Annotated in this window: 27 protein-coding genes; 12 read left to right on the top strand and 15 right to left on the bottom strand. The window is 45.7% G+C overall.

Features of this window, described 5'->3' with window-relative positions; all coding sequences use genetic code 11:
• On the top strand, positions 1 to 181 hold a 181-nt coding region (locus L5M38_RS14090; protein ID WP_263179485.1), incomplete at its 5' end, for a transposase.
• Here L5M38_RS14090 and L5M38_RS14085 read toward each other — a convergent pair.
• The gene (locus L5M38_RS14085; protein WP_263179483.1) at positions 124 to 879 is read right to left on the bottom strand and encodes an MCP four helix bundle domain-containing protein; all 756 of its coding nucleotides are present in this window, start codon (positions 877 to 879) and stop codon (positions 124 to 126) included. The genes L5M38_RS14090 and L5M38_RS14085 overlap by 58 nt on opposite strands.
• A gap of 346 nt (positions 880 to 1,225) precedes the next feature.
• On the opposite strand from L5M38_RS14085, the gene L5M38_RS14080 reads away from it, so the two are divergent.
• The 4 genes from L5M38_RS14080 to L5M38_RS14065 all read left to right on the top strand — a co-directional run bounded on the left by L5M38_RS14080 (position 1,226) and on the right by L5M38_RS14065 (position 5,721).
• Positions 1,226 to 2,575 carry a cysteine desulfurase gene (locus tag L5M38_RS14080; protein ID WP_263179482.1) on the top strand — a complete coding sequence of 450 codons (1,350 nt, stop codon included), beginning with the start codon at positions 1,226 to 1,228 and terminating at the stop codon, positions 2,573 to 2,575.
• A gap of 100 nt (positions 2,576 to 2,675) precedes the next feature.
• Positions 2,676 to 3,122 carry a SufE family protein gene (locus L5M38_RS14075; protein WP_028759335.1) on the top strand — a complete coding sequence of 149 codons (447 nt, stop codon included), beginning with the start codon at positions 2,676 to 2,678 and terminating at the stop codon, positions 3,120 to 3,122.
• 176 nt (positions 3,123 to 3,298) lie between these two features.
• Positions 3,299 to 4,465 (top strand): dipeptidase, encoded by a 1,167-nt coding sequence (locus L5M38_RS14070; protein WP_263179480.1) that lies wholly within the window; start codon positions 3,299 to 3,301, stop codon positions 4,463 to 4,465.
• Between the two features lie 83 nt (positions 4,466 to 4,548).
• Complete coding sequence (locus L5M38_RS14065; RefSeq protein WP_113939784.1) at positions 4,549 to 5,721, top strand: AAA family ATPase; 1,173 nt, start codon at positions 4,549 to 4,551, stop codon at positions 5,719 to 5,721.
• A 19-nt stretch (positions 5,722 to 5,740) separates the two neighbouring features.
• Here the strand turns inward: L5M38_RS14065 and L5M38_RS14060 are convergent, their stop codons facing one another.
• Positions 5,741 to 5,983 (bottom strand): cupin domain-containing protein, encoded by a 243-nt coding sequence (locus L5M38_RS14060; RefSeq protein WP_317630047.1) that lies wholly within the window; start codon positions 5,981 to 5,983, stop codon positions 5,741 to 5,743.
• A 207-nt stretch (positions 5,984 to 6,190) separates the two neighbouring features.
• Complete coding sequence (locus L5M38_RS14055; protein WP_263139544.1) at positions 6,191 to 6,319, bottom strand: cupin; 129 nt, start codon at positions 6,317 to 6,319, stop codon at positions 6,191 to 6,193.
• A gap of 180 nt (positions 6,320 to 6,499) precedes the next feature.
• On the opposite strand from L5M38_RS14055, the gene L5M38_RS14050 reads away from it, so the two are divergent.
• Entirely contained in the window at positions 6,500 to 8,899 is a 2,400-nt protein-coding gene (locus L5M38_RS14050; protein WP_263179479.1) for a toxin-antitoxin system YwqK family antitoxin, read from the top strand.
• 159 nt (positions 8,900 to 9,058) lie between these two features.
• Here the strand turns inward: L5M38_RS14050 and L5M38_RS14045 are convergent, their stop codons facing one another.
• Together L5M38_RS14045 and L5M38_RS14040 are read right to left on the bottom strand one after the other, a co-directional pair.
• Complete coding sequence (locus L5M38_RS14045) at positions 9,059 to 9,433, bottom strand: PH domain-containing protein (protein WP_105250128.1); 375 nt, start codon at positions 9,431 to 9,433, stop codon at positions 9,059 to 9,061.
• 200 nt (positions 9,434 to 9,633) lie between these two features.
• The gene (locus L5M38_RS14040; RefSeq protein WP_113939781.1) at positions 9,634 to 11,550 is read right to left on the bottom strand and encodes a peptidase U32 family protein; all 1,917 of its coding nucleotides are present in this window, start codon (positions 11,548 to 11,550) and stop codon (positions 9,634 to 9,636) included.
• A gap of 203 nt (positions 11,551 to 11,753) precedes the next feature.
• On the opposite strand from L5M38_RS14040, the gene rluA reads away from it, so the two are divergent.
• Both rluA and asnC read left to right on the top strand, forming a co-directional pair.
• On the top strand, positions 11,754 to 12,431 hold the full coding sequence (gene rluA, locus L5M38_RS14035; protein WP_263179478.1) for a bifunctional tRNA pseudouridine(32) synthase/23S rRNA pseudouridine(746) synthase RluA: 678 nt from the start codon (positions 11,754 to 11,756) through the stop codon (positions 12,429 to 12,431).
• Between the two features lie 95 nt (positions 12,432 to 12,526).
• Positions 12,527 to 12,988 (top strand): transcriptional regulator AsnC, encoded by a 462-nt coding sequence (gene asnC, locus L5M38_RS14030; RefSeq protein WP_263179477.1) that lies wholly within the window; start codon positions 12,527 to 12,529, stop codon positions 12,986 to 12,988.
• A gap of 181 nt (positions 12,989 to 13,169) precedes the next feature.
• Here asnC and L5M38_RS14025 read toward each other — a convergent pair whose 3' ends face one another.
• From L5M38_RS14025 to L5M38_RS13985, 9 genes are all read right to left on the bottom strand, one after another.
• Entirely contained in the window at positions 13,170 to 13,940 is a 771-nt protein-coding gene (locus tag L5M38_RS14025) for an ABC transporter permease (RefSeq protein WP_006080287.1), read from the bottom strand.
• Positions 13,937 to 14,875, bottom strand: coding sequence for an ABC transporter ATP-binding protein (locus tag L5M38_RS14020; protein ID WP_219254477.1), 939 nt, complete (start codon positions 14,873 to 14,875; stop codon positions 13,937 to 13,939). Before L5M38_RS14020 ends, L5M38_RS14025 begins: the two co-directional genes overlap by 4 nt.
• A gap of 203 nt (positions 14,876 to 15,078) precedes the next feature.
• A complete protein-coding gene (gene hpt, locus L5M38_RS14015; RefSeq protein ID WP_028761726.1) occupies positions 15,079 to 15,609 on the bottom strand; it encodes a hypoxanthine phosphoribosyltransferase in 531 nt (176 codons plus the stop codon).
• Between the two features lie 7 nt (positions 15,610 to 15,616).
• Positions 15,617 to 16,276 carry a flavin prenyltransferase UbiX gene (locus tag L5M38_RS14010; RefSeq protein ID WP_028761725.1) on the bottom strand — a complete coding sequence of 220 codons (660 nt, stop codon included), beginning with the start codon at positions 16,274 to 16,276 and terminating at the stop codon, positions 15,617 to 15,619.
• Between the two features lies 1 nt (position 16,277).
• Positions 16,278 to 17,672 (bottom strand): UDP-N-acetylmuramate:L-alanyl-gamma-D-glutamyl-meso-diaminopimelate ligase, encoded by a 1,395-nt coding sequence (gene mpl, locus L5M38_RS14005; RefSeq protein WP_263179476.1) that lies wholly within the window; start codon positions 17,670 to 17,672, stop codon positions 16,278 to 16,280.
• Between the two features lie 198 nt (positions 17,673 to 17,870).
• Positions 17,871 to 18,494 (bottom strand): hypothetical protein, encoded by a 624-nt coding sequence (locus L5M38_RS14000; protein ID WP_006080282.1) that lies wholly within the window; start codon positions 18,492 to 18,494, stop codon positions 17,871 to 17,873.
• A gap of 169 nt (positions 18,495 to 18,663) precedes the next feature.
• On the bottom strand, positions 18,664 to 19,530 hold the full coding sequence (locus L5M38_RS13995) for a sterol desaturase family protein (protein WP_263167570.1): 867 nt from the start codon (positions 19,528 to 19,530) through the stop codon (positions 18,664 to 18,666).
• A gap of 143 nt (positions 19,531 to 19,673) precedes the next feature.
• Positions 19,674 to 20,705, bottom strand: a complete 1,032-nt coding sequence (locus L5M38_RS13990) for a DUF2804 domain-containing protein (protein ID WP_263179475.1) — start codon at positions 20,703 to 20,705, stop codon at positions 19,674 to 19,676.
• A gap of 215 nt (positions 20,706 to 20,920) precedes the next feature.
• Complete coding sequence (locus L5M38_RS13985) at positions 20,921 to 21,445, bottom strand: porin family protein (RefSeq protein ID WP_411569309.1); 525 nt, start codon at positions 21,443 to 21,445, stop codon at positions 20,921 to 20,923.
• A gap of 227 nt (positions 21,446 to 21,672) precedes the next feature.
• On the opposite strand from L5M38_RS13985, the gene L5M38_RS13980 reads away from it, so the two are divergent.
• The 4 genes from L5M38_RS13980 (at position 21,673) to L5M38_RS13965 (ending at position 24,946) form a co-directional block, all read left to right on the top strand.
• Positions 21,673 to 22,239: a YajG family lipoprotein gene (locus tag L5M38_RS13980; protein ID WP_105250136.1), complete on the top strand. Its 567-nt coding sequence runs from the start codon at positions 21,673 to 21,675 to the stop codon at positions 22,237 to 22,239.
• Positions 22,240 to 22,268: 29 nt separating this feature from the next.
• The gene (locus L5M38_RS13975; protein ID WP_028761870.1) at positions 22,269 to 22,853 is read left to right on the top strand and encodes a peptidylprolyl isomerase; all 585 of its coding nucleotides are present in this window, start codon (positions 22,269 to 22,271) and stop codon (positions 22,851 to 22,853) included.
• 73 nt (positions 22,854 to 22,926) lie between these two features.
• Entirely contained in the window at positions 22,927 to 23,247 is a 321-nt protein-coding gene (locus L5M38_RS13970; RefSeq protein WP_028761869.1) for a hypothetical protein, read from the top strand.
• A gap of 283 nt (positions 23,248 to 23,530) precedes the next feature.
• Positions 23,531 to 24,946, top strand: coding sequence for an AmpG family muropeptide MFS transporter (locus tag L5M38_RS13965; RefSeq protein WP_219250383.1), 1,416 nt, complete (start codon positions 23,531 to 23,533; stop codon positions 24,944 to 24,946).
• A 121-nt stretch (positions 24,947 to 25,067) separates the two neighbouring features.
• Here L5M38_RS13965 and L5M38_RS13960 read toward each other — a convergent pair whose 3' ends face one another.
• Positions 25,068 to 25,553: a YajQ family cyclic di-GMP-binding protein gene (locus L5M38_RS13960; protein WP_006080274.1), complete on the bottom strand. Its 486-nt coding sequence runs from the start codon at positions 25,551 to 25,553 to the stop codon at positions 25,068 to 25,070.
• Between the last annotated feature and the right edge of the window lie 52 nt (positions 25,554 to 25,605).

Genomic DNA, 25,605 nt, shown 5'->3' with positions numbered 1-25,605 from the left:
GAATACACCTCAAGAAAGAGTCGATTGGTGCTTATATCGGTATCGACATTTAGTGGAGAATGCTTTTGGAAGAATTAAGCACTATCGAGCAATATCAACAAGATATGACAAGCTAGCAAGAAATTACGCCAGTATGGTGTCACTGGCGTTTATGTTAATGTGGCTGCCGATGTATTGCTGAACAACATTTGTACAGCAAAGATCAACAGACCCTAAAGACACTATCGAAATAATCGTTAAGCCATAAATGGCCCTAAGCTCTTCTTCCTCTGTTACAGAAACTGCAGCTTGAGTCATCAACGCTAAACGTTCTACGAATTGACTTAGCTCAGCATTAAACACATTTTGCGCTTCCTCTAAAGATTCAACCCGCTTAGCTAAAGCGGTATGGTCTTCTTTTTGCTGAATTCCCGAAATAACGGTGCCAAGCAGGACTTTATAATCTGCAAAATGTTGAATGATCGTGTCAATATCTTGATTTAGCTGCTGTGTTTTCTCACGTACTTGAGGAGTTTTAGCGTTTTTTAATGCCTCTCCAAGCATGGTTTGAGTCGAGAGCAACTCCTTGCTAATGTCTTCATTGTGCTGAACAACATCCGCAATAAAAGCCGCTAGAATGAGTGGGCTGGATACGGCGTCAACATCCGCGGCACGAAACGCTTTTTCTAGAATGACAGAGCTTTCAAGCTGCTTAATGGTGATGTCAGTCGATAGCCTGACTAATGGAATATTCTCTTCTGCAATGCCATGAATTTCCTCCGATACACGCTGCATCTTCAACAGACTAAATCCAGACAAAATCAAGATCAGTACTAACATCACCCCAACGAGGGCGATCATCTTATGTTTAATCCGTAAGTCTTTTAAAAACTTCACCATAAAACTACTCTCCAGCAAACACTGACAACGAAGGACGTCCAATTTAGGATAGTCGGAGTTTTAACTTTAGGTGGATGAATTGAGCCTAAAGTATTAGCTGAATTTAAAAGAGAAACTTAAACATTAGAAAAATCGCATCATAGCTAAGCTCAATGATACGTTAGAGTCTAAAACCGTTTAAGGCGTGCGAAATATCTATTAGGCAACAGTTTGAACAGACCTTAGTGAAATTAGGCGTTCAATACCACTGTCCGATACCAACGCCTCAACAAACCGCTAAAACTTGCATTCACATGGCAGATCACAGAAGATCCCTTGGCCTTTTTCATTGCCCTTAGCCTCGCCCATGACTCAACCTGCATCGCCTACGCCAAATACTGTGACTCACACAGCGACGAATACAATGGCTGACATTGAAACATCCCATGCCTCGGCGAGTGCTATGCCTGATACCACAGTGACACTTGGCTCATCTGAAGCATATCAGCAAAATGCTCAGATTCGGTCGCAATTCCCAGCGTTAAATCAAATGCTTGATGGTTATCCCCTATGTTATCTCGACACAGCAGCCACCAGCCAGAAGCCGCAAATGGTGTTAGATGCCATGGCACAGTTTTACACCAACGACAATGCCAATGTGCACCGTGCAGCGCATCAGTTATCAGCGCGTTCGACCTTAAGCTATGAGAAAGTGCGCGATCAGTTGCAGCAATTTTTGAAGGTAAAACGCCGCGAAGAAATCATTTTTACCCACGGCACCACAGAATCAATCAACTTAGTCGCCTTTGGACTGACTACCCAATTAAGCGCTGGCGATGTGATATTAATCGACGCCGCCGCTCACCACGCCAATATCGTGCCTTGGCAGGAACTGGCGAAACGCACAGGGGCAATCATTAAACCAATCCCGCTCTGTCAGGATTGCCGCTTAGATATCAACGCCTATAAAACCTTGCTCGAGTTAAAGCCTAAAATCGTCGCCCTGTGCCATGTTTCCAACGCCCTAGGTACAGTCAATCCCGTGGCTCAGCTAGTGCAGTTAGCGAAAAAACAAGGTGCTATCACCTTAGTTGATGGTGCGCAGGCAGTGGCGCATTTAACGCTGGATGTGACTGAAATCGATTGTGACTTTTACGTCTTCTCGGGGCATAAAATGTATGGCCCCACTGGTGTTGGCGTGCTTTACGGCCGTTTCGACGCCTTAGATAATCTCGCGCCACTATTAACTGGAGGCGAGATGATTAAACGCGTGAGTTTTGAGGCGACAGAATTTGGCAACCTGCCGAATCGCTTAGAAGCGGGCACACCGCCGATTGCTGAAGTCATAGGTTTGGGCGCGGCCATTACATTTTTACAAACCGAGCTCATGCCGCAGGTTCAAGCTTATGAAGCTGAACTAGTTAACTATTTACAAAGCCAATTGCGCGCGCTCGGTGAAGTGCATTTATACGGCGCCTTTGATGACAATATCGGTGTAGTCGCGTTTAATCTTGCCGGTGAACATCACCAAGATGTAGGCATTTTGCTGGACCAACAAGGGGTTGCCGTTCGCTGTGGCCATCATTGTGCCATGCCATTAATGCAGAGTCTGAATCTTAAGGGCTGTTGCCGCGCCTCTATCGGTATCTACACCAATAAAGACGATATCGACCGCTTTATTGCCGCGTTAGCCTCAGTAAAAGACTTGCTGCTGTAATCCAGCATTTAGCCACTGATCTACGCCACTCATACGATGCTCAAAATAAGTTACGCTCAAGACAAGTTACGCTCAAGTAAGTGAGACAGGATTTAGCCCTATGACAGATTCAATCATGCCTATGCCAAATGAGGCCGATTTTCACTATTTAGTGCAAGATGCCGAAACCTTACTGGCGCGTTTTACGAATGCCCCTAACTGGCAGGAAAGATATCGTCAAATTATGTTGTTAGGGAAAGACTTACCAAGCTTAAGCCCTGAGCTTCGCATCGAGGCCGCTCAGGTCAAAGGCTGCGAAAGTGATGCGTGGATTTATCATCTAGAACAGGCTGGCAAACACTATTATTTAGCCGACAGCGATGCCCGCATCGTTAAGGGATTGATCGGATTATTGCTTGGCGCCTGCCATGGTAAAAGCCGCGCTGAAATCCAAGCATTTGATCCTACAGCTTACTTCAAACAATTGGGCCTAGAAGGTCAGCTCAGCCCATCGCGCACTAACGGCCTTAACTCACTGGCAAAAGCAATGGTTGAAGCCACTCGATAATCATAACCCGAGGGTTTTCATTTACTGCGACAAGCGATAATTGAAACCACTCGGCAACAACAAATAATCACAACTCTAGCTCAGGGGCAAAGGCCAAAAAAGGGATTTAATCAAAGACTTCTACGCCCTAAAAAGGTATAAAGAAGTTACATTTGCGTTATTGATAGGAACCGAGCATGCCCATCAAGGCAGTCAATCACTACCGTCGTACACTCCTTAAAGGTCTTGGCGCAGCAACTCTGTTAAGTCCACTCGCCAGTTTACCTAGCTTTGCCGCCGCACAGAGGCGGATATATGTCGATGGTTTATCTTTCCTTCCCGATGACTTAAGTGATGTAACTGCCGCTAAGCTCGATGCCTATCTTTGCGATATTTCGGCTATTGAGACCATAGAACAAGCCGATGGCACTCAAAACTACAAACGCACTTATAAAGCTTGCATGGAAAGCATTAAGCAGGCCGCTAAACGGGTAAGTGATCATCCCGATATTTTACTGCAAGGTCTGAGGGGGCGAGATATTCAACGTGCCCGCGACAGCCAGCGCACTGCGGTATACTTTCAAATCCAAGGCGCAGATTGTGTCGAAGAAGACAGCGAAGCTAACCAGTGGGCGCGGGTAGATGAGTTTCATCAACAAGGGCTACGCGTATTGCAACTCACCCACCATTACGGCAACACCTTTGCCGGTGGCGCCTTAGATAATGATGCCAGTGGCGGACTCAATAAACCACTCACGGCCCACGGGCACGAGCTTATCGCCAAACTCAATCACGCCAATATCTTAGTCGATGTGAGTCACTCCAGCGCTCAAACCGCTTTAGATGTCGCAAAAATCACTAAATCACCCATAGTGCAAAGCCACGGCGCAGCGCGCGGTATAGTAAACCATGCCCGTTGTTCCCCCGATGAAGTGATCCGCGCCATCGGCGATAGCGGCGGCGTATTCGGCGTATTTATGATGAGTTTCTGGCTTACCAATAATGCCGTGCCCACGATTGATGATTATATTCGACAACTGGAATACGTTATGCGTGTTGGTGGAGTGGACTGCGTGGCAATCGCTAATGACTTCCCGCTCCGAGGCCAAGAAAACCTACTGGCACTGGGTAATGACAACGCCAAAGGCATTAAAGAATATCAAGAATGGTGGTACAGCCTGAGGGCGAAAGGCGTGCTAGGTTTTGATGCAGAGCCCAGACATGTAGTGATCCCCGAGCTGAATCATATCGATCGCATGAGCCGTATCGACGATGCCTTAGCCAAGGCGCGCTTTAAATCTACTGATCGCGACCGTTTTATGGGTGGTAACTGGCAAAGAGTGCTCAACAAAGTGCTACTGTAAATGCCATTGTTTTATCGTCATGTTTAATTTACTTTGTCGATAAATTTACTGGCTTATCAGCTCATTTCAGTCTTGGATATTCTATGCTGACCACACTCGCTATTTTCAATTATCGCTCTCTGCGTGAAATCGTCTTGCCCCTAGGGCAACTCAATTTGATCACTGGGGCGAATGGCAGTGGTAAATCGAATCTATACAAGGCACTACGTTTACTCGCACAAACGGCGCAAGGCGGCGTTGTCAATGCTTTAGCCCAAGAAGGTGGACTCGACTCCAGCTTTTGGGCGGGACCAGAAAACCCCACCAAAAGTATGCTAGCGGGCGACACCGCCATTGAAGCCACCGTCAGGCAAGCGCCAAAACGCCTAAAGCTTGGATTTGCTGGCGAAGATTTTAGCTATCTTATTGAACTCGGTTTACCCAAACCCGACGCCACTACGCTGTTTGGCTTAGATCCACAAATCAAGCGCGAAGCCATTTGGAACGGGCCTAAGTATCGCCCCTCAACTGTATTGGTTGAGCGCCGTGGTCCTATGGTGAAGAGTCGCAGTGCTGACGGACAAGGCTGGATAACCTTAGGCGCACACCTGCAAACCGGCGACAGTATTTTTACCGAACTTGCCGATCCAGAGCGCAGCCCTGAAGTGCTCAAGCTTCGCGACAGTATCCGCGCATGGCGTTTTTACGATCACTTCAGAACCGATGCAGAAGCGCCAGCCCGTCGTCCACAATTAGGTACAGCCACGCCAGTATTGCACCACGATGGGCGCGACCTTGCATCAGCAATTCAAACCATTTTTGAGATAGGTGATAAAACGGCTTTTGATCATGCGGTCAGCGATGCGTTTCCCGGTGCTGAGGTTCGAATCGAACCTCAAGAGGGCGGCATTTTAGTGCTCGCATTTCATCAGCATGGTTTATTAAGGCCACTCAATGCCAGTGAATTGTCGGATGGCACCTTGCGTTATTTGCTATTAATTGCCGCCCTACTCACCCCAAGGCCGCCAGAGCTTATGGTGCTAAACGAGCCAGAAACTAGCCTACATCCCGACTTATTACCTGCGCTTGCACGCTTAATCGCGAAGGTATCGGAAGAGTGCCAGTTGTGGGTGGTTTCCCATGCTAATCGGCTTATTAATGCCTTAAGCCAATTTGAACACTGCAATACCTTGGCCTTAGACAAAACCTTAGGCCAAACGCAGATCCAAGGCCAAGACTTACTCAATACGCCCAGTTGGCTATGGCAGAATCGTTAACCTATAGCCTTAACCCTAATCAATCGTAAAATACCGCGAGCCATAGGGTTTCTGAACTTATAGAAGTCGAAGCGACTCGATGTTTTTGATGGGGCGAAATCGTTAAATAGTCACCTGGAGTTAGCGTAACGGGTTCACCTTGTTCAAATTCGAGTGTCGCCTCGCCTTTAAGTAACATCACCCATTCATACTGAGTTTGATCGTACCATTGAGCTTCGGGTAGATACCCAAACCACCTGAAGATGCAGGATTCAGCGGGAATTTAACGCACTTTAGGCAAGGCGGCTATTTGCAGACCTAGTGGACTAAGTTAAAAATAGCCAACACGGCATAGAGTGCGTTAAAACCCGCCGGGACGGAGCGCTTAGGGCACTCCACTTCCGTGTTGCATCAATTCAGAAGGTGGCCGACATTCTGTCATTGATGCGCCTTGAATTGAAGCACCTTAGGCGCTCTGAAACTCGTATCTTCAGGTAGCTTGGGTATATTGCCCATTGGAAACGATGCGCTCAATGGTCACAGTGTTATTGCCCGCCAGTTTTTCAAACACTTCGGCCGATAAATCTGTGGGTAATTTTGCAAAAAAGTTATCAAGCATTTTGTCTTTATTCCTCTGCTTTTATTAATGTGCCACTCTGATTAAACGGTATTTTGAGCAATCAAGCATTGAGAAACGAATCCATAAACCGCTATGATATGCGCACAGAAATACTCAGTTGCCATGAGTATCCCTCAGATAAGCCTATCGTTTTACATATGGATATGGAGATTTCCCCCAATGTCGTTGTTTCGCGCACTCAAAGCCAAGTTATTTCCCTCAAACCAAACTAGCCGCGATCCAAAAGACATTCATCTTCCAACTGAGTCACAAACACTCAGCCAAGAACAAGATTTAACGCAGGAGCCGTCAGTCGCTGCACCGCTATTCCAGCGTCATTTCAGCTTAAAAATCCATGCGACAAAGGCAGACGCGACTTCTTGCGAAGAAAATGCTGACCACGGCTTAACTCTCTATCACTACGATACTCCCCAAGTCATAGAACTCTTGGGCTGGGAAAACGCCAATGAATGCTGCGAATTCCACCATACCGAATTCGACCGCCTCGAAATCAGCAATCAATTCCCTTTCCCCGAGCAGCACTTTTGGCTCGACAAGGTAAAAGTGTGCAGTATCACCCCAAAAAAGAACAGCCAAATAAAGGCGTTGTGGCAAGTTGAGCTTAACAATCTCGATGCATTATTGATAAGCCACTTTACCCTCGATGCAGACAATATAGTGCAAGGCGATATTCAAGATTACGCCAGCCTAACAGGCCAACTGCACCGCATTTTTCACCAACTCAATACTGAAGAAGGTGCGGGTATACTTAGAATCATCACCCAAAGCCCAGGGCTTACCCAAGCCGTCGATTCAAACTATTTTGGCGAACGTAATGGCGTGACCCGCCAATTTAATGCCCTAGGTACCCTGTTATTTGAAGGCAACTTTATTAATGATCAGCAACTTGGAACACAAACGTGGTATGACCATGAGGGCAAGATCAATCAAATAGAAGATCGCCATCCCCAAGGTCAATTTATTCAATACTTTTATGGCAATGGTCAGCTTAAAGAAACCGCCGAACAAGATAGCAATGGCTATTATATCAATACGTTAACTCGCTACTATGAATCCGGACAAATACAGCTGATCCGGCCCTTAGTGCAAGATATTATCCACGGAATTGAAAAACAATATTACCCTGATGGTGCACTAGAAGCTGAAAGATATTACAACCAAGGCTATGAATATGAAGCCGTTTGGTATCATCCCAATGGAGCGATTAAACAAAAAGTGTTTAACGATGTGACGGGCAAAGTCATTGAAGAGTTTTACGACTCAGGTAAGCCTGCATGGCGTGAACCCTTCAATACCGAAGGCCAATTACATGGCGAACATGTAAAATGGTATCCCAATGGTCAACTTGAAGAAAAAATCTATTTTGAGGATGGTAAAGAACAAGGCATGGCCCTTTGGTATCACGACAATGGTCAACTCGCCCTTGAGATCTATCTTGAAAAGGGACTAAGGGAAGGTCTGTTTAAAAGCTATTATAAAAGTGGCGTGCTTTCGGCCGAAGGCCAATATAAAAATAACCTCTCGGTAGCCCCTTTTATTGAATACCACGAAAACCAGCAAATTCAGATGTACTTACCGCACACACAGGGCAACCGTGATGGCACTGCTCGCTGGTTTTATGAAGATGGCACGATACGTACAATTTCTGAATATGAAGTTCGTGATGGCCAAGGCTACCTCAAAGAGTCCAGCTTTTATAATAACAAAGGGATCCTCGAATCCTATCAGAGTCACTCGAATACCCGCTGCGGCTATAATCTTGATAATAATCAAAGGGAATACTATCAAGAAGGTATCGCCGATACTCGCATCGAATACTATGAAGATGGCGCCATTCGCTGGTTACTCACCCGTACGCAAGGGGATTTATTTAGCTCTAAATCCTTGTCCCCTCAAGGTTTAATTTTAGAAACTGGCACAATCCAAATTACTAATGATCGTTACCTCGATATCGGCCATTGGCAACGTTTTACGCCCCAAGGACAAGTGTACCGCGAAGCCTGGCTAGATGAACAAGGCCAACTGATAGAAAGCCGTCACTACTTTGATTTTCATGAAAATATAGCAACTCAGGAAGATGAAGAACCTGAATGGGATAGCCCAGAAAATCCTAGTTATGACTATGATGAAGACGATGCTGATGGGCAAAGTAACGGACCAAATAACCGTACGGATGACAGCGAACATCATGCTAGCAATAGTAGAAATAACGCATATTTATCTCGTCAGAAGTATCACGCACCCAATGGCAATACCACGACAAAACAGCGAGAAGATAAAACAATAGCAGTAGATGTCGCCGCTCACACCGAAGAACCCATATTGGCTTATCACTTAAAATTTGATGATGAAAGCAAGCTTTATGCAATGAAACGCTATCATCCCAATCGCCAGATTGCCGAAGAAGGTAATTTACAAATTCAGGGACAGGAGCAATTCTGGGTCGGCATTCACAATCAATACGATGAGCAAGGCAAACTCAAGCTTTCCGAAACCTATACTATGGCGGGCGAACCGATAGAGCACTCCACTAGCACAAGTAGGATAGTGTTAAATTAATCAAGCAGATTTGAATCACACTCGATAGCGAGGATAGGTAAGCCCAGATAAAACTTGGCTTACCTTACTCCCATTAACCGTTAGCTTGCGATAACAATTCCAAGCTTGATAGCACTAAATGAATCTAAGTCGCAGCACTAAAACTAAAGTGCAAAAAAACTAAAGTGCAAAAGTGGCAATAGTCTTTTGAATACCCACGACATCCGTACCACGCTTGAGCTCTTTTACTAAAGGCTCACTCTGGCCTGAGATCCAAATTTTAAGCTCGGCATCCATATCAAAATGGCCTGTCGTTTCCACTTCAAAATGGGTAATGGATTTATACGGTATGGAATGATAAGTAACCTTCTTGCCTGTAAGTCCCTGCTTATCAATTAAGATCAGGCGTTTATTGGTGAAAATAAACAAATCGCGGATCACTTTGTAGGCGAGTTTTAATTCTTCTTGAATGCCCATGATAGGCCTTAATTCCTCGGCTAATTCCTGTAAATCAACCTCAGCAGCATTACCGAGTAAACCGTCTAACAATCCCATTTTAACATCCCTTATTATTGATATTATTTTCAATAAGATATCTGCTCATTACCGCATGTGCAATATAAGGCTTTGATGAAAATATGAGAGTGACGCTGGTGAGAGCAACATCAATGAGAGGTAGGCTAGTGTAGGTGCATGGATGTAGCTGAATAGGTGCTAGGAGCATTGCACTCGGGCAATGCTCCTAATGACAAATATTAAAGGTGCTTCTGGCCTCGCACTTGACGGTTTTCACCGACCACCATCATTTCGCATTTAGGACAGTCAAAGACCAGCTTGAGCACATCATTGCCGATTTCAAGCACCATAGGATCTGCCTTGATCCCTGGCACTTCTTTCGGACACAGATTGAAGTTAAAGCGTAGGCAATGCTTAGTGATCATCAATGGCACATCTTCGGTAACGCCATTTTTCTCATAGGTATCTTGGATTTCAATCACGCCATGGCGTTGATAAAAATCCTTGGCCTTTTCGTTGGCAACATTACCTAAGTAACTCAAATGCTTGACGGGATAGACTGCATCTTGATTATGCTTCCACGGCAGTGGACGCACATAGCCTTGCACACGAGCAGCCTCTAGAGCGGCCACACCATCACGGCGCAGACCATTGAGCACAGATGCAGGCAAGAACCAAGCTTGGGCCGTATCGATACTAATGCTACGGGCAACAAAGTCGGTACTGCCGAGCTTACCCAGCTGAGTGCGAGTATTTTGTAAGGTCTTATCGACATCTGTCGCAGGTGTCTTCTCGACTGTTAAATTGACTGTGGCGGTTAGGCCATAGATATCCGTCAAGGTCAGCGCCAGTCCATCTTGGGTGTCACTCAACCGTAAATCGACGCCGATAATCCGTTTAGAAGATTCTTTCGATAGCAGGGCTTCGAAGGCTTGGTTATGGTTACGATATAAAGTCATGCCGACCTTTAAATCCTTTGGCACCTGCAATATATGCAGTTTTAAACCTTCGGCACGGTTAACCCGCAGGCCTTGCAGCTTGTCATCGGATTGTTTTGCCATGGCAAAATTCGCGGGGAAAAACGCTAAGCCATCGCCGTTATTAAACTCATGGGTCGAGCTCACTTGGATAAAGTCTTTACCTATGCTAACCACTTTACCGACTTCTTCGCCTATGTATTTGGGCGAGCGAAAATCTTTAATTCCTTGGCTACGTTCGTTAACAAAGTAATCTGTACTGCCACGGTTAAAGGTCTTTTCAGGATCAGGGGTAAAACTATGTTCGCAGCGGCCGTGGGACGAAGCCTTAAACTCAGGGCGACGCGCCATAATCGCATCCAGCTTTTGGCGATAATGCGCGGTGACGTTTTTAACGTAACTTAAATCTTTTAAGCGACCTTCAATCTTAAACGAGCGAATGCCCGCATCGATGAGCGCCTCAAGGTTTTCAGTTTGGTTGTTATCTTTTAAAGACAATAAGTGTTCATTCTGCGCTAATACATCCCCTTGACGGGTTTTAAGATTACCCGGCAGACGGCACATTTGCGAGCATTCACCGCGGTTAGCACTGCGGTTACTAAAGGAGTGGCTCAAATTACATAAGCCACTGTAAGCCACACACAAAGCACCGTGGATAAAGAATTCGAGCTGCATATTAGTATGCGCGGCGACATCACGGATTTGGCTCAAACCCAATTCACGGGCAAGCACCACCTGAGAAAAGCCAACTTGCTCTAAAAACGCCACTTTTTCTGGGCTGCGGTTATCCATTTGGGTACTGGCATGAAGGGCAATCGGCGGCAAATTGAGCTGTAATACGCCCATGTCCTGCACAATCAGCGCATCGGCACCCGCTTCGTACAATTGCCAAATAAGTTTTTCGGCGTCGGCCAGTTCGTTATCCATCAAAATGGTATTGAGGGCGACGAATACCTGAGCATGATATTGATGAGCATAAGTACACAGGCGCGCGATATCTTCAACACTGTTACCCGCCGTTGCCCGCGCACCAAACGCAGGACCACCTATGTATACCGCATCGGCACCATGGCGTATGGCTTCGATACCGTAGTCAGCATTTTTTGCAGGCGCCAATAACTCAAGACGGTTATGGACGTGAGAAAGATTCTCGGGAGTGTATATCTCTGGCTGGCTCATGGCTTCACAGACTCAAAATAATCATTAACGAAAAGGACGGGAGTATAACAAAAACTCAAATACAGCTCTATCAGCAAATCATCAACTAATCCGCTTTACTTTTGTCAGCGAGGATAATGGCACAGCCGATCTTTGGGCCTCACACTTGCGCCCTCAAGCCGAGCAGAGTATCTTTGCCCCGCATTGACGAATAGGCACTATTTATGACTGATTTTATTTACCAACCACCGACCACTCCTTGGCTCGATATTCTTTATCAAGATAAAGACATTATCGTCATCAACAAACCTTCAGGATTGTTGTCTGTGCCCGGTCGCGACCCCGCCCATTACGACAGTGTCTATGCCCGGGTAAAAGCAGAGCATCCCCATTGTCAAATCGTCCATCGCCTCGATATGGCGACCTCAGGCGTGATAGTTGTCGCCCTTATTCGTAGCGCCGAGCGGGAATTAAAACGTCAGTTCCACGATAGAGAAACCAGCAAAACCTATTATGCAAGGGTTGCAGGCCATGTCAAAAATGACACTGGCAGCGTTGATTATCCACTGATCTGCGACTGGCCAAATCGCCCTAAACAGAAAGTCGATCATCTTGTTGGCAAACCGTCTTTGACTCACTATCAAGTAATGAGCCGCGCCAAACGCTCAACGCTGGTTAAACTGACGCCAATCACAGGTCGCTCACACCAATTACGGGTGCATATGATGGCGCTAGGACATCCGATCTTAGGCGATGGTTTTTATGCCGACTCACTGGCAAAATCCTTAGCGCCTCGACTATTACTACATGCAGCAGAGCTCACCATCAAACATCCCTACTCGGGCGTCAGTATAACTTTTAGCGCAAAAGTCCCTTTTTGTGAGCCTTTGGGCGAACAATGATCACTAAAATCAAATAATACGGGCAAAATCGGTAGCAATTCCCCATAAAAAAACGTAACTTTATGACAATTCACTACGTTATAGAGAGTTTATTTATGGATACCGCATTTCAGCGCGATCAACTCGATAATCATATCCTCGAAGCCCTAATGCAGGATGCCCGCATCCCCTTTGCCGAACTCGCTAAACGCTTTAGCGTTAGCGCCGGCACTATCCATGTTCGGGTAGAAAAAATGAAGCAAGCGGGGATCATTACAGGTGCGCAAATCACGGTAAACCCTAAAGCCCTAGGCTATGACGTTTGCTGTTTTATCGGTATCAACCTTAAAAGCGCTGGCGATTACCCCGCCGCTATCGCCAAACTCAACGCTCTCGAAGAAGTCGTCGAAGCCTATTACACCACAGGCAACTACAGCATTTTCGTAAAGGTCATGTGCCAATCCATCGACGGCTTACAACACGTGCTCATCAATCGCATTCAATCTATCGATGAAATCCAGTCGACAGAAACCTTGATCAGCCTACAAAACCCAATCGTCAGAGCGGTTAAACCTTAAACAGGAAATCCCCCTTAAGACTAATAACAGAAAAGATATTCCAATACTGAATTGATTCATTTTCCTCAGCAACAACTAAAAATATCCTATTACTACCTCAGCATATGCACTATTAAGTCCTCGGACATAAACAAGGAGCCTTAATGGCTCCCTTTTTCTATTACGCTCTAAAGAAATATGTCTAGGAACGCAGGCCTATTCCGCGCGAGACTAAGTAATACGCTAAGGTCCACAGGGCGACACAGAAACCGATCATAATGGCGATGGATAATGGCACGCTGATATCGGCGAAGCCTAAAAAGCCATAGCGGAACACGTTGATCATATAGACCACAGGATTGAGTGCCGACACGCCTTGCCAAAATGGGGGTAAGAGTGACAGGGAGTAAAATACGCCGCCAAGGTAAGTTAATGGGGTAAGCACAAAGGTGGGGATGATACTAATGTCGTCGAAGCTTTTAGCAAAAACAGCGTTAATTAAGCCACCCAATGAGAATAGCACTGAGGTTAAAAATACCGTCATAACCACTAAACCTGCGTGATGTAAACTAATGTCGACAAAGAACATGGCCACTAATGTCACTATCAGGCCAACACACAAACCGCGCGCCACGCCGCCACCAACATAGCCAGCAATCAACACATAATGGGGCACAGGAGCCACCATCAGCTCTTCTAAATTACGCTGAAACTTAGCACTGTAGAATGAGCTCGCCACGTTCGAGTAAGAGTTAGTGATCACCGACATCATGATCAAACCTGGGGCGATAAACTCCATATAAGATACGCCGCCCATCTCTCCAATTCGGCTACCGACTAAGTTACCAAAAATCAAAAAATACAAGGTCATGGTAATCGCTGGCGGGACTAAGGTCTGGATCCAAATTCGCGTAAAACGATTAATCTCTTTACTTAAAATACTTTTAAAGGCAATAAAGTAGAGCTGATTCATGCTGAGGCTCCCTGAGTTTTCTTCACGAGTTCGACGAAGAGTTCTTCTAACCGATTAGACTTGTTACGCATTGATAGCACTTCAATATTAGCTGCGCTCAATTGGCTAAAGACATCGTTAAGATTATGCTCTTTCGCTACATCCACCTCTAAGGTATGAGAGTCGGTTAAGCGACAAGCCATGCCATCGAGCACGGGGGCTGTTTCAGTATCGCGACGAAGATCGAGAATAAAAGTCTCCATATTCAGCTTACTCAGCAACGCCTTCATGCTAGTGCATTCCACTAAAATACCTTTATCGATAATGCCGATATTACGGCAAAGCATTTCCGCTTCTTCAAGGTAATGAGTGGTCAGGATGATCGTCACGCCCTGCTGGTTTATTTGTTTAAGAAACTCCCACATAGAGCGGCGCAGTTCAATATCCACACCTGCGGTAGGTTCATCTAAAATCAATAATTTAGGTTCGTGCATCAGGGCGCGCGCAATCATTAACCGTCGCTTCATGCCGCCGGATAATTCCCGCGAAGGGCTATTGCGCTTTTCCCACAGATCCAGTTGACTTAAGTATTTTTGGGCACGCTCAAGGGCGATAGGTTTTGGCACACCATAGTAACCCGCTTGATTCACCACAATTTGCAGCACGGTTTCAAACTGGTTGAAGTTAAACTCTTGTGGCACTAAACCAATGCAGAGCTTGGCGTGTTCTAGCTGCTTATCAATATCATAATCAAAGACTTTGACCGTACCTGAACTCTTCTGCACTAAGGAGCTAATAATACCAATCGTGGTGGATTTACCCGCACCATTGGGGCCTAGCAAGGCAAAGAAATCCCCTTGATTGACGGTGAGGCTGATGCCTTTGACCGCTTCGACGCCGCCTTTATAGGTTTTTTTAAGCCCTTCGAGTACTAGAGCATGGGTAATATTCGCCATATTTGTACCGATCCTTACACATTAGAAAGTAATAAGATGGTGCTAAAAAACACAATTACAATGATGGGTTGCAGAACTAAAGCAAAAAAATAGCTAATTGATTGAAAAACCAATCTTTAATGATTCAATCATTAATACTTTTTATATTGCCGCAAAAAGCAAAACTCCCGCCTGCTGCGGGAGTTTTAAACTGTATCGGACACTTAATCGAGTGGTACGACTTTGGCGATATAAGGTAGATTGCGATACTGCTCGGCATAATCAATACCATAACCTACGATAAACTCATCAGGGATAGTAAAACCGATAAAATCGACCTTCACATCCACTTCACGACGTTCAGGTTTATCCAGCAGGGTGCACAGTGCAAGGCTCTTAGGCTCCCGCAGTAACAACATCTCGCGCACTTTGCTTAACGTATTACCTGAGTCAATCAAGTCTTCCACAATCAATACATCGCGACCGGCGATATCTGATTGCACATCTTTCAGCACTTTCACATCCCGTGAGCTGGTCATAGTATTGCCATAACTGGAAACCGACATAAAATCGATTTCAACATGGCCTTTAATGCGGCGACACAGGTCAGCCATAAAGACCACTGAGCCTTTTAACAAGCCTACCATCAGCAGACGTTCACTGTGGGCATAATGGGCATTGATTAGCTCGGCCATTTGATCCAATTTCTGGCTTATCTCTTCAGCAGAGATCATCACTTCGGTGGTGTGTTTCATATAAGTCTCAATTGTCGAGGTCGCGGTTAGACTGTTTGTCATAACCCCAGCGACTCGTTAATGCATGGTCAACGCCCAAATGATCGAGAATTCGAGCGACCATAAAGTCTACCAGATCTTCTACCGATTTGGGATTGTGATAAAAGCCGGGTGCAGCGGGCATAATGGTCGCACCGAGGCGAGAAAGGCTTAACATATGCTCTAAGTGTATGGCACTAAAAGGAGTTTCCCTAGGTACTAGGATAAGTTGGCCACGCTCTTTAATCACCACATCAGCGGCGCGTTCGAGTAAATTATTACTCATTCCGGTAGCAACTGCCGCTAACGTCCCCGTTGAGCAAGGACAAATCACCATTTGTTTAGGTGCAGCGCTACCCGATGCAGGCGGCGAAAACCACTCATCTTTGCCTAATACCACTAACTCGCCAGCAATAATCACGCCTTTTTCGTGCAGCAAAGCCAACAGTTGGGCATGGGCTTTGTCACTGTTGGCGCTTAACTGTAAGCCGTGTTCCGTCGCCAATACCACTCGAGCTGCACTGGAGATCATCAAAAACACTTGATAACCCGATACCAACAGACACTCGAGTAGCTTAAGTCCATAGGGAGCACCAGAGGCGCCCGTCCAAGCTAAGCTAATCGCCTTAGTCGACTTTGCGTAGGCCATCTTAGCTAACCTGCTCTACAGTTGAAGCCTGTTCTAATGCGGCCAGCAGCTTCTTATGTAACCCACCAAAACCACCGTTACTCATCACCACTATGGTGTCGCCTGCTTTGGCGGTTGCTGCGACTTTGGCGACCACATCATCAATTTGATGTAACACAGTCACAGGGATCACCGCCGCTTCCATAGCTTCTTTCATATTCCAGTCAATGGTATCGGCTTGATATAAAAAGGCTTCGTCGGCTTGCATCATAGAAAAAGCTAAAGTGTCTTTATGGACACCGCTCTTCATGGTATTTGAGCGCGGCTCAAGTACCACAGTAATCTTGCTCTGCCCAACCTTAGCCCGCATGCCTTTTAACGTGGTCGCAATAGCCGTCGGATGGTGGGCAAAATCGTCATATACGCTCACACCGTTAACGGTTCCGAGTAATTCGAGTCGACGCTTAGGTGGCATAAACTTAGCTAAAGCTTCAATTGCAGCACTCGGCTTAACGCCCACGTGGCGTGCGGCAGCAATGGCCATTATGGCGTTTTCAATATTGTGCTGACCAATCAAATCCCATTCGAGAATACCTTGGGACTCGCCATCAAAAAATACTTCAAAGCGATGGCAATCATCACTTAACGCTTTGCCATGCCAACCGCTGGTCGATTCGGCTAAATGATAGGTTTCTTGCTCACTCCAACAACCCATATCAATCGTTTGCTTAACAGCATGGGAATCGGCGGGCCAAATGATCTTGCCTTCACCTGGAACGGTGCGAACTAAGTGGTTGAACTGTTTTTGAATCGCAGCCAGATCAGCAAAAATATCGGCATGATCGAACTCAAGATTGTTGATCACTAAGGTACGCGGATGATAATGCACGAATTTCGAACGTTTATCGAAGAAGGCACTGTCGTATTCGTCAGCCTCAACGACAAAGAAAGCGGTCTTGCCTAAACGTGCCGACACACCAAAGTTTTGCGGTACGCCACCGATTAAGAACCCAGGCTCATAACCACAATCATCTAAAATCCAGGCTAACATGCTAGATGTCGAGGTTTTACCGTGAGTGCCAGACACTGCCAGTACCCAACGCTCTGGCAAAATATGATCGGCTAAAAACTGCGGGCCAGAGGTATAAGGGATGCCAATGTTCAACACAGCTTCCACACAAGGATTACCCCGGCTCATGGCATTACCAATGACAACTAAGTCAGGATAGTGCCCAGCTTCACCCAGCTGGCTAGGATCAAAACCTTGAATAAGCTCAATGCCTTGGTCCTCTAGTTGCGTGCTCATTGGAGGATAGACATTGGCATCCGAGCCCGTCACTCTGTGCCCTTTTGCCCTAGCCAATAACGCTAGACCACCCATGAAGGTTCCACAAATCCCTAAAATATGTACGTGCATACCGCTCGCTCTGATGTGTTGAATTCACCGCCATTCTAATCCATCGAGCGACAGATTGGCAGGTAACAATCGGGGAAAAGCACAGCAATCACAAATGACAGTTTCAAAATCAGTAGATTTCACATTTGAGCTGCAGAACTGAGATTTTTAGATAACAGGTCAACTAACACAAGGCCGAAAACTGTCGCAATGGAGGCCCTAACGTAAGTCACGGTAGAGCTGAGCGTGCTGGCTACGGTGCCGACTAAATAAGAATTGACGTAAGGCTTCACGCTCTTCGGTTTCGGCCTGAAACTTAACGAAGGCCAGACCTTTCTCGCTACGAATAGGCTCAATATCGACGCGCATAGTCTCGCCATTAGGCAGTTGTAATTGCAGATCTTTACTGCCTAACAATTGCTTAAATTGCTGCTGCGATTTAGCACGAATAGCCATGCCAGAACTGGATAACGAGGCAACTGACCATTGCTCACCTTGATCGTGGTCGAATATCCACACATCATCGGCTTGGGTTAACCGCCAACTGCGCTCCACTCCCGAAGCATCGAGCACTTCAGGCACGCCTAAAGTGGGTTGAAACTGTCCAAAGTCATCCACTTTCATCAGTAGCGGAAACCAGAGTTTATAGGGCCCGACTTCGGCTAATAGAGTGAGTTTTGCCTTACCGAGAATCGAAGCGATAACTTGCGGCACTTCAGTTGTGACTGTGAGCACGTGATTGACCAGGGGATCGTTAGTCAAGGCAGTGCCCACACGAGTCGGCGAAAAAAGTTCGCTAAAACAAGCAAGCTCCTCCGCGGATAATCGAGGTTCATCCATCATGATAAGTCCTCCCAAGTTAAATTCCTTATCCCAAAAAGTACCACCAAAGTATGGGATTGTACATTTTTACACCAAAACAGTGGCAAAAAACGGAATATAGGCTAGCAAGGCTAAATTCAAGACTCTATTAGCCATTTGCGCTATTTAACTTGGAAAATGCAGTGGATTGTTATTCCTCGCTTTTTAAACTGCTGTTAGGCGGAGCAAACAAGATACGTAAGCGTTGTTTAACACTCAAGCCTGCCGCAGTAACCTCAGCAAACATGTCTCGCCATTCACTAAAAGTCACTTTAAAGGGATTGAAACTATTCACAGGCTTAGTGATACCGTAAATAACAGTCTCTACCTCGGGCTCAAAAGTGCCAAACAGCTTGTCCCAAATAATCAGCACGCCAGCATAGTTTTTATCTATATATTGGGGATTACGACCGTGGTGCACCCTGTGATGCGATGGAGTATTAAAGACCCATTCCAGCGGTCCGAGTGATTTAATCGCTTGGGTATGCACAAAAAATTGCAATCCTAGATTGAGTAATACCACAAACACCACCCAGTTTGGGTCGAAACCTATGACCACCAGCGGCAACCAAAACACCCACATGCCCGCAAACGGATACATTAAACTCTGGCGAAACGCCGTGCTAAAATTCATATTCTCAGAGCTGTGGTGCACCACGTGAGCCGCCCACATCCAACGCACTCTGTGGCTCGCCCTGTGGAACCAGTAGTAACAAAAATCCTGCGCAACCATCAAGGCAATAAAGCTTAATGGGCCCATTTCAATATCGAATAACTTCCAACCAAACATCGCCAGATACAGCTTAGCGATCAACAAGCCAGTGAGTAGATCGGCACCTTGATGCATGGCCGCAAGGCTGAAATTACACAGTACTTCTTGGCCGCGATAACGTGCAGTTAACGGTAGCTTTTGTCTTTTATCGCCAAAATACCATTCCAGCAAAATACACACGAAAAACAACGGCGCGAGTACGAGCAGTAACACTTCGGGGTGCTGGATCAGCGAGGCGATATCCATATAAGGTCGTCCTGTTCTCTTGTTGTTTTATGATTATTTTTAGTGTTTTTTATATCGATTCTGAGCGAATTTTATAAACCGCATTAAACGCCACAACACAGACAACCGCGGCCGGTTAGTCGCGTTTGACGACCCGCATTAGGTTACCAGCGGGCATAGTGATCTTCGGCGAGTCCCAGCACATTATTCAACTGGTAACTGCGCCCTTGATTATCGGTAATCGTGCCGCTGAAATGACCGATGAATTGGCGAAAATTGCTCTTAAGCACGAGCAAGTTACGCTTTTCACTGCGACAATTGCGCGCCGCAAACTGTAAATCCACTTGGCCATTTTGGCTGTAGACTCGCCAGACTTCGGCGCCGAGCGTGGCGTGTCGATCAAACTCAAACTGCACTGGTCCGAGTAAATGACGCTCGCCATTAATCCAAAAGACATTTTCAGTAGCGCCGGTTTCATTGACACCCGCCGCTAAATTAAGCCCCATTATGCCCTCATAGATCCGCGCGTTGATCGACGCCCAGCGCCAACTCGTATCGCGGCGCATGTAACCCGCCGAAAAGTCATAGCCAGCCAAAGCATGATTCAGCGGCTGCGGTTCATGGGCTACAGTCAAACTACCTTTAACCGTCAAACCATTATGCTTTTGTGTGTAAGTCCAGCCGTTGTATCCAGTAGGACTACACATGGCCATAGGCAAACTTAAGGGAGCTGAGTGCAAAGTCACATCGGCTTGAATATTTTTAGTATCAATCATTAACCGCCAACCGCCCTCTACGATCTCAAAACTTAACTGCGCTTCTTTACGGCCAATACGACTTTTACCCTCAGCGGGTGATGGTGTCATCTGATAGCCAAACCTCAAAGGTTTTAGCCAATCAAGCTGGGTGAGTGTGTTGGTTTTTATATCGTATAAATAACAAAAAGCACTGCCGACGTAGGCAATATCGGCAAGCGCGATGCCTAGGACATAACGCGGCGTGACCAAAGAGACAAACTGAAATTGTTTATAATCGAAATGCTTAGCCCACGCTGAAGCAGGTTTATCCATGGTATCGAAATAGGCAAAGTCCGCTAAACCTAAGGTTTTGACTATGCCATCGAAATGACCAAAATGGGGTAACCCCTTCGGATTGATCAAGTTATCTGGGGCGATTTGCGTTACTATCGTTAACATGACTAAGCCTTACAAAAAAGACGCGGGAGCATCTATGCTCTCTCATTCTAAACATCGAATTTTTACTCTAACCTGTCCCCCATTGCATTAAAAGAGTGCAAGGACAAAATGTTGTCATTTTGTTGCCAGCCAGTATTCGGTTTAATGTTTTAAATTCCTTGTTTGTAAAACGATTAAAGCGCCTAAAGGCGCTTTAATCGTTGGATAAGGAAAGATTAGAATCGGTAATTAATACCAAAGTTAATCCCCTGTAATTCAAGCTCTTTCATCGGGATATATTGGTATTCCAAATTCAAACCGAATCCTGACTTAAATCGATATTGCCAGCCTGCAGCGCCATAAAAACCGACATCATCCGAGTCCATATCTTGTTTATCTATCTCGTAGCTGACTTGAGTGTAAGCAGCACCTAATTTGGCATACAGGCTGTTACCACGAGACAAAGCATACTCACCGTAAGCGGCGGTTCTAACACCTTGGTAACGTAAATCTTTTATCTCACTGATGACGCTAACAAGCGCACTCGCCACCCCACCTGAACCCGCTAAATAACCCGCCTCAAACCCAAAATGCTCGTTGAGCATATAGCGGTAATATAAGTCGCTGGTTAAGGTGTCACCCGCATCATATTTACCGTTCTTAGTTTCAAATTCTTGGGTACCGTAACCTAAACTACCACCCAGTATATGGGCAGAATCGCCCGCGAGCGCATTGGAGCTCATCAGGCCTGACGCCAGCATCAGGCCAACAAATAACGAAGTGAATGATATTTTTTCCATATTTAACCTGCCTTCCATGCCTTGTAACTATGCGAATAAATGATGTGAATGCACAGAAAACACGGATGTGAATAATGAGCACAAGATATTAGCAATAAAAGCTGTACCTCAACTGAATCACGGTGTTCTGTGGCATCAAAAGTGATTTCTGGTATGCTGTAGCCACTTTTACTTGTACGAGAGATCCCATGAAACGGCTATTACTGACCTTGACTTTCCCCCTGCTGTTCGCGGGCTGTGCCAGCCAAAATCCGACTCATATGGCTTTCAGCCCTCAAGTGCCCAATATCAGCCAACAAACGGCGCAACTTGTACCTATCGCTCTTGAAACGGTAGATACACGCACAGTCGATTATGTTGCTCGTTTTATTGAAGAAGGGACAAAAACACGTTTAGTTGGCCCGAGCGAACCGCCTAAACTGTTACTCGATGAAGTATTCCGCGCAGGTTTTGCTCAAGCGGGCTACCAAATCGACCCAAGCGCAACTAATTCAGTGCAAATTCAATTAGAAGAATTGCAAATGGATATCACTAAAAAGACCTTTGGCTATGAGGCAAAACACAGTGTGTTAATCGCAGTTCAAGCCAAAAATTCCACCCAAGAGCTGGTAAAACGCTATAAAGCCAAAGGCACTTTAAAAGGTCCTTTAACGCCCGATTTTGCAACCTTAGAACTGGATATGAACAAATTGCTCGGCCAACTTACCGGCGAGATTCTAAACGATCCTGAGCTTAATCAGTTTCTACAAAAATAACAGCGTCAGTTTATTATAAGGAAATCAATATGCTCCGTTGGATATCAGCCCTCTTACTCATCTTTATGAGTCATCATAGCCTCGCACTCGACATTCAGGCCGATACCTTGTATCCCAGAGTCGAATTTGATACTAGCTTAGGCAAAATAGTGGTCGAGCTAGATAGAACTCGTGCACCAATCACTGTCGATAACTTTTTAACTCATGTCGTTAAAGGGGAATACGACAACACAATATTTCACCGCGTGATCAGTGACTTTGTGGTGCAAGGCGGCGGACTCACCCCCAAGTATGAAGAGCTCCCCGAGGGTAAGCCGATAGTCAACGAATCAGGAAATGGCCTAACAAATAGCATGGGCACTATCGCCATGGCACGTGAAAACGAGCCGCACTCAGCCACTCGTCAGTTCTACTTTAACGTAGCCGACAACACTAAACTCGATCCCTCTAAACGTCGTTGGGGTTATGCCGTATTTGGTGAAGTGATTGAAGGTAAAACCGTCCTCGAAGCTATGGCTGTCGTTGAGACAGGAACTAACACTAAGCTCAATTGGCCCGATGTTCCTGTGACACCTATCATATTGAAAAAAGCCAAATTATTACCAAAACAGTAATCAAAATATAATTTCGAGCAAAAGCGCTAATTTTGCATCTATACTGTGATAGTAAACAGAAAGGAGGCAAACGATGACGGCAACTGAGTTCATCGATAATAAAGCGCCCCAACTCGCCTTCTATGGAAAAGCGTTTTTGAGTGAAGAACTCGACTTCCATGAAGTGCAACTTTACTTATGGGACACGTTAGAAGAATGGCAGCAACTGAATTCGACTGGCGAAGCGCAAACTGAAACTGAAAAAGTGTTTTGGCACTTGCTCCACAGCTTTAACAGGTGGCCTGACTGTGTGATCCGCGGTAATCAATATCTGCGTAAGCAAGTAAATGATTGCTGTGACTACCTGAGTTTAGGCGGCCGAGTGCCGCAGGGATGCATCGGGATAAGACCTTAAGTTCAGCATTCCTATCGATAAAAAATGGCCTGTAATAGGGCCTTTTTTATTTCGTAAACAAATTCCTCGTGTGTACATTATTACGCTCTCCTTACTATCAAGATCTATGCTAGCGATAAAGATAAGCGGTAAACTTTTAGCTACAAGCAGTTAACTCTCGAGCCATATTCAACCATCTTATAGTGCTAAACGGGACTCCAAAGTAAAAGGAATACCATTAGCCCTTGAACCCTATGGCACCTTACCCGTAAGCTAAGCGGATTAAACACTTAGACTCATGCCTATGTCCGCAACAGGTTTTATTCAACGTACACTCGATGCCCTCAGTGTCTATTATCACAAGCGGGTTTTGATCCTGTTATTACTGGGTTTTTCTGCTGGTCTACCATTAATGCTGGTATTTTCAACGTTATCCTTTTGGTTGCGTGAAGCTGGTGTTGATCGCACTTCAATCGGTTACTTCAGCTGGATAGCCTTAGCCTATGCGTTTAAATGGGCTTGGTCACCCTTAGTCGATCGGCTTTCATTGCCGCTGCTAACTCGATTTCTAGGCCGCCGCCGTAGCTGGATGCTGTTCGCTCAGTTATTATTGGTTGGTGCCATCTTAGGCATGTCTTTTAGTGACCCCCTCAAAGATCTCGAGCGCTTGGCACTGTTCGCGTTAATGGTCGCCTTTGCCTCTGCCACCCAAGATATTGTTATTGATGCCTTTCGGATTGAATCAGCCCCAGAAAAGATGCAAGCCGCACTAGCAGCGGCCTATCAAGTGGGTTATCGCAGCGCCATGATTATCGCCACCGCAGGTGCTCTCACCATAGCGGCTTGGGTTGAACCCGGAAACACGGCATACAACTTAGTGGCATGGCAAACTTCTTACCTGATTATGGCAGGATTGATGTCTGTTGGGATTTTGACCACGCTTTTTAGCCGCGAACCCGAAGTCGATACCCGCGCCGCCGATGCCACTGAATTAGTGCTAAAACAACGCTTAAGTGCACGTTATCCTAGAATTATCGCAGCGGGCATATCTTGGGTATATACGGCCAGTATTTTACCCTTTATCGACTTTTTCAAACGCTATGGCCGCAGCGCTATCCTCATCTTATTACTGATTTCTTGCTACCGGATCTCGGATATTGTGATGGGGATTATGGCGAACGTCTTTTATGTGGACATGGGATTCACTAAGGAAGAAATTGCCTATTTGAGTAAAATCTATGGCCTGATCATGACCTTAGTCGGCGCAGCCTTCGGCGGTGTTTTGTTAGCCCGCTTCGGAACTATGAAAATCCTTTTCCTTGGCGCTTTGCTGGTTGCTGTAACCAATCTGCTATTCGCGTGGCAGGCAGTGATTGGCTACAACGTGCCCTTTTTAACCTTTGCTATTTCCGTGGATAACTTCAGCGCTGGGATAGCCACGGCGGCATTTATTGCCTATCTCTCGAGTCTCACTAGCAACGGCTACAGTGCAACGCAATATGCCTTACTGTCTTCGATTATGTTGCTTTTCCCTAAATTTATCGCGGGCTTCTCAGGCGCTTATGTCGACGCATTTGGCTATGTGAACTTCTTTGTCGCCGCCAGTGTTATTGGCTTTCCAGTGTTGTTTTTGGTTGTCTTAGTCAACAAGTATGCGCCGCATCCCAGCACATCATTAATGGATGATTCGTCAAAAAGTGCACCAACAAAATCGGATTAAGGTCTCATAGCACTTATGTCATCAATATAAAAAAGCCCTCACACCTTAGTGTGAGGGCTTTTACATTTAAAGACGAAATGGCAAACGCGATACTGCATCACGTTAAACCAATTCTGCTCGATTAATCTTTAAAGTTATCAAATTGGAAAGGCTGGCCTAACTCAGACTCACGTGCCAACGCCATGACAGCTTGTAAATCGTCACGTTTTTTACCTGTAACTCGTACTTTCTCGCCCTGAATAGACGCTTGCACTTTAAGTTTGCTGTCTTTAATTAGCTTGACCAGTTTTTTAGCAATTAAGGTTTCTATACCTTCTTTAAACTTCACTTTTAGGGAGAAGGTTTTACCGCTGTGGATGGCTTTCTCATCGACTTCCATCGAAGACGGATCCACATTACGTTTGCTCAGTTGCATACGTAAAATGTCCACTAATTGTTGGCATTGGAAGTCATCTTCAGCGGTTAACGTGACCACATGGTCCTTATATTCCACGTCAGCCGTTTTACCGCGAAAATCGAAACGTGTCGCCAGCTCACGCTTAGTATTATCAACCGCATTACGCAGTTCAACTTCATTCACTTCTGACACAATATCCATTGAAGGCATAGTTTTTATGTCCCATATCAAATTAATATGCAGCTAGTTTACCCACACACAG

It is taken from the genome of Shewanella sp. SM101 (assembly GCF_025654465.1).
GTDB lineage: Bacteria > Pseudomonadota > Gammaproteobacteria > Enterobacterales > Shewanellaceae > Shewanella > Shewanella oncorhynchi.
Note: the sequence above shows the minus strand (reverse complement) of the source record. Positions and strands in the feature narration are given on the sequence as shown.